Genomic DNA, 3,385 nt, shown 5'->3' on the forward strand with positions numbered 1-3,385 from the left:
AATCACACCCTCGGGTTCGTCGGCAGCGTCAGATGGGTATAAGAGACAGGTCCTCCAGCTCGGCGGCGAGCCGCACGGCCGCCGCCGAGTCGGGAACCTGGAAGGGCAGCGCGTACCCGGCGGACGCGGCCACCGGCCGGCCCCCCAGGTCCTTCACCTCACGCACCAGCGCATCCCGGCGTGCCCGGTGCGCGTCGTGCGCCGTGACCGCCTCGGCGCGCCGCCCGTCACCGATCCTCCCGCCGACGACGCCGTAGCCGTACACCGCCGCGTGCTCGGCCGCCAGCGCGGCCTGCAGGGCCCGCAGCTCCCGGTCCTTCTCCTCGCTCACGCGTCTCCCTCCGTCAGCAGATACACGTGCGCCGCCCCGGCCGCCGCCACCGACGCCAGCAGTCGCGCCAGCTCACCCGGCACTCCGCCCAACACCCTGGCCCGACGGTCGGCGAGCTCCTTCTCCGCCGCGGCGAGCCCGGCGAGGGCGTCCTTGTCGTTGCCCGGCACGGCCGCGGACGCCGAGGGCGTGGCCGAGGAGGACGCCGATGCCGAAGGGGACGCCGAGGGCGATGCCTTCCGGCCACCGCCGAGGGCCCGCGCGTGCCGTACGGTCTCCTCGCGCAGCGGCCGCAGCCGGCCCGCGAGCCCTGGCCGGGCGGCGATCACCGCGTCGTAGCGCTCCACGAGGGCCTCGCTGTCCCGGGCCGCACGCGCGCGTGCCCGGTCGGCGGCAGGCCGGCCCTCCCCGGCCGGGCCGCCGGAATCCCCGCCGGTGCAGCCCGTCAGGGCGAGGGCCGCCGGGGCGACGGCGAGCAGGCTCCTTCTGCGCGGCCCCGAGCGGGCGGGCGGCGATGAGGGGAACGGCACGTCAGACGTCCTCGGGGCTCGTTTCGAGAAACATTCGAGAAAGAAGGGACTGCGAGGGCTGCACGCCCGTGATCACGGTACCCGGGCCCCCGCCCCGCATCACTCAGCGGCACCGTTCGTGACCGGGTGGACGGCAACACACCCCGCGACCGGATACCCTTTGATCAGACACGCGACCCATCCCACAACAGCACACGCGGCCGAGGAGTCACCCGGATGAGCACCACCCAGAGCGAGAGGCTGCGAGGACTGCTGGAGCCGCTCGTCACCTCTCAGGGCCTGGACCTCGAAGAGATCGAAGTGGACTCCGTCGGACGCAAGCGTGTGCTGCGCGTCGTCGTCGACTCGGACACGGGCGCCGACCTGGACCAGATCGCCGATGTGAGCCGCGTGCTCTCGGCGAAGCTCGACGAGACGGACGCGATGGGCGAGGGCGAGTACACCCTCGAGGTCGGCACCCCGGGGGCGGAGCGCCCCCTCACGGAACACCGGCACTACGTCCGCGCCACGGAGCGGCTGGTGAAGTTCCAGCTGGCCGAGGGCGGCGAGCTGGTCGCCAGGATCCTGAAGGTCGACGACGAGGGTGTCGACACCGAGGTGCCCGGGGTGAAGGGCCGCAAGCCCACCGCGCGCAGACTCGCCTTCGACGACATCGTCCGGGCGCGGGTCCAGGTCGAATTCAGCCGCAAGGACAAGAAGGAAGAGGAGGCGTAGCCGTGGACATCGACATGAGTGCCCTGCGGGGCTTGGTTCGGGAGAAGGAGATCTCCTTCCCCCTGCTGGTCGAGGCGATCGAGTCGGCCCTCCTCATCGCCTACCACCGCACCGAGGGAAGCCGCCGCCACGCGCGCGTGGAGCTCAACCGGGAGACCGGCCATGTGACCGTGTGGGCGAAGGAGGACCCCGACGACCTCGAGGAGGGCCAGGAGCCCCGCGAGTTCGACGACACCCCGTCCGGTTTCGGCCGTATCGCCGCCACCACGGCCAAGCAGGTCATCCTGCAGCGCCTGCGCGACGCCGAGGACGACGCGACGCTCGGTGAGTACGCAGGCCGCGAGGGCGACATCGTCACCGGCGTGGTCCAGCAGGGCCGCGACCCGAAGAACGTGCTCGTCGACATCGGCAAGCTGGAGGCCATCCTGCCCGTGCAGGAGCAGGTGCCGGGGGAGACCTACCAGCACGGCATGCGGCTGCGCAGCTACGTCGTCCGAGTCGCCAAGGGCGTCCGCGGCCCGTCCGTGACGCTGTCGCGCACGCACCCCAACCTGGTGAAGAAGCTCTTCGCCCTGGAGGTGCCGGAGATCGCCGACGGATCGGTGGAGATCGCCGCGATCGCCCGTGAGGCCGGCCACCGCACGAAGATCGCCGTACGGTCCACCCGCTCCGGCCTGAACGCCAAGGGCGCCTGCATCGGCCCCATGGGCGGCCGCGTGCGCAACGTCATGGGCGAGCTCAACGGTGAGAAGATCGACATCGTCGACTGGTCGGAGGACCCGGGCGACATGGTGGCGAACGCGCTGTCCCCGGCCCGGGTCTCCAAGGTGGAGATCGTGGACATGGCGACCCGGTCGGCCCGGGTGACCGTGCCCGATTACCAGCTGTCGCTGGCCATCGGCAAGGAAGGGCAGAACGCCCGCCTCGCGGCCCGGCTGACCGGCTGGCGGATCGACATCCGACCGGACACGGAGCCCGCCGGGAACAGCTCCGAGGAATAGATCCAAGCCGCGCGCCGTTCAGATCACGACAGGTTCACGCGCGCCAACTGTTCGATCCCTGCCCCAAAAGGGGTGAGGGGTGTACGGGGAGGTAGACTTAGCAGTGTCTGGCCGGACGCGCGCCCGCGCATGCCCTGAACGCACTTGTGTGGGGTGTCGGGAGCGAGCGACCAAGGCCGAACTGCTGCGGATCGTAGCGATCAAGGACACATGCGTCCCTGATCCACGCGGTACGCTGCCCGGCCGGGGTGCGTACGTACACCCCGCACCGGTCTGTCTCGACCAGGCGGTACGCCGCCGTGCGTTCCCGAGGGCACTGCGCGTCCCGGGACCGCTCGACACAAAGGCGTTGCGCCGATACGTCGAGCAGACGACAGTTGCCGAGCAGGCAACACGGTAAGACGTGCCGTACGGAACCCCGTGCGGCTAGGTACCTCGCGAGTCGAAAGCAGGTCGAGATTGCGATGAGCACTCGATGAGTACGCGATGAGTACGCCCATGAACTAGCGACGGTCCGGACGCAACCCGGACCTCAAAGGAGCGAAGTGGCTAAGGTCCGGGTCTACGAACTCGCCAAGGAGTTCGGCGTCGAGAGCAAGGTCGTCATGGCCAAGCTCCAGGAACTCGGTGAATTCGTCCGTTCGGCGTCTTCGACGATCGAAGCGCCTGTTGTACGCAAACTGACGGACGCCCTCCAGCAGGGCAGCGGAGGCGGCAAGTCCGCCCCTGCCCGCAAGGCTGCCCCGGCGAAGCCGGGCGCCCCCTCTCCCGCGCAGGCGGCCCGTCCGGCCGCCCCGCGCCCGCCGGCC

5 protein-coding genes and 1 pseudogene are annotated in these 3,385 nt (G+C 70.8%); 4 read left to right on the forward strand and 2 right to left on the reverse strand.

The features are described 5' to 3' along the window. Window positions 1–49 precede the first annotated feature (49 nt). Both C1J00_RS40565 and C1J00_RS40570 read right to left on the reverse strand, forming a co-directional pair. A pseudogene (locus C1J00_RS40565) lies at window positions 50–331 on the reverse strand (DUF4439 domain-containing protein); the annotation flags it as partial. Next, window positions 328–861, reverse strand: a complete 534-nt coding sequence (locus tag C1J00_RS40570; protein WP_102913853.1) for a hypothetical protein — start codon at window positions 859–861, stop codon at window positions 328–330. The gene C1J00_RS40570 and the pseudogene C1J00_RS40565, both read right to left, overlap by 4 nt. Window positions 862–1,077: 216 nt before the next feature. Between C1J00_RS40570 and rimP the strand changes: the two genes are divergently transcribed. The 4 genes from rimP to C1J00_RS40595 all read left to right on the forward strand — a co-directional run. After that, window positions 1,078–1,575, forward strand: coding sequence for a ribosome maturation factor RimP (rimP, locus tag C1J00_RS40580; RefSeq protein WP_102913854.1), 498 nt, complete (start codon window positions 1,078–1,080; stop codon window positions 1,573–1,575). A gap of 2 nt (window positions 1,576–1,577) precedes the next feature. Then, window positions 1,578–2,576 (forward strand): transcription termination factor NusA, encoded by a 999-nt coding sequence (gene nusA, locus C1J00_RS40585; RefSeq protein WP_062929377.1) that lies wholly within the window; start codon window positions 1,578–1,580, stop codon window positions 2,574–2,576. 103 nt (window positions 2,577–2,679) lie between these two features. After that, window positions 2,680–2,976, forward strand: a complete 297-nt coding sequence (locus tag C1J00_RS40590; RefSeq protein ID WP_102913855.1) for a YlxR family protein — start codon at window positions 2,680–2,682, stop codon at window positions 2,974–2,976. Window positions 2,977–3,121: 145 nt separating this feature from the next. Continuing rightward, window positions 3,122–3,385, forward strand: a 264-nt coding sequence (locus C1J00_RS40595) for a translation initiation factor IF-2 N-terminal domain-containing protein (RefSeq protein WP_146046364.1), incomplete at its 3' end; no start/stop codon positions are given.

The organism is Streptomyces cahuitamycinicus (genome assembly GCF_002891435.1).
GTDB lineage: Bacteria > Actinomycetota > Actinomycetes > Streptomycetales > Streptomycetaceae > Streptomyces > Streptomyces cahuitamycinicus.

Excerpts from the sequence above, each read along its gene's own strand:
- rimP (WP_102913854.1), top strand. The coding sequence starts at position 1,078 with ATGAGCACCACCCAGAGCGAGAGGCTGCGAGGACTGCTGGAGCCGCTC.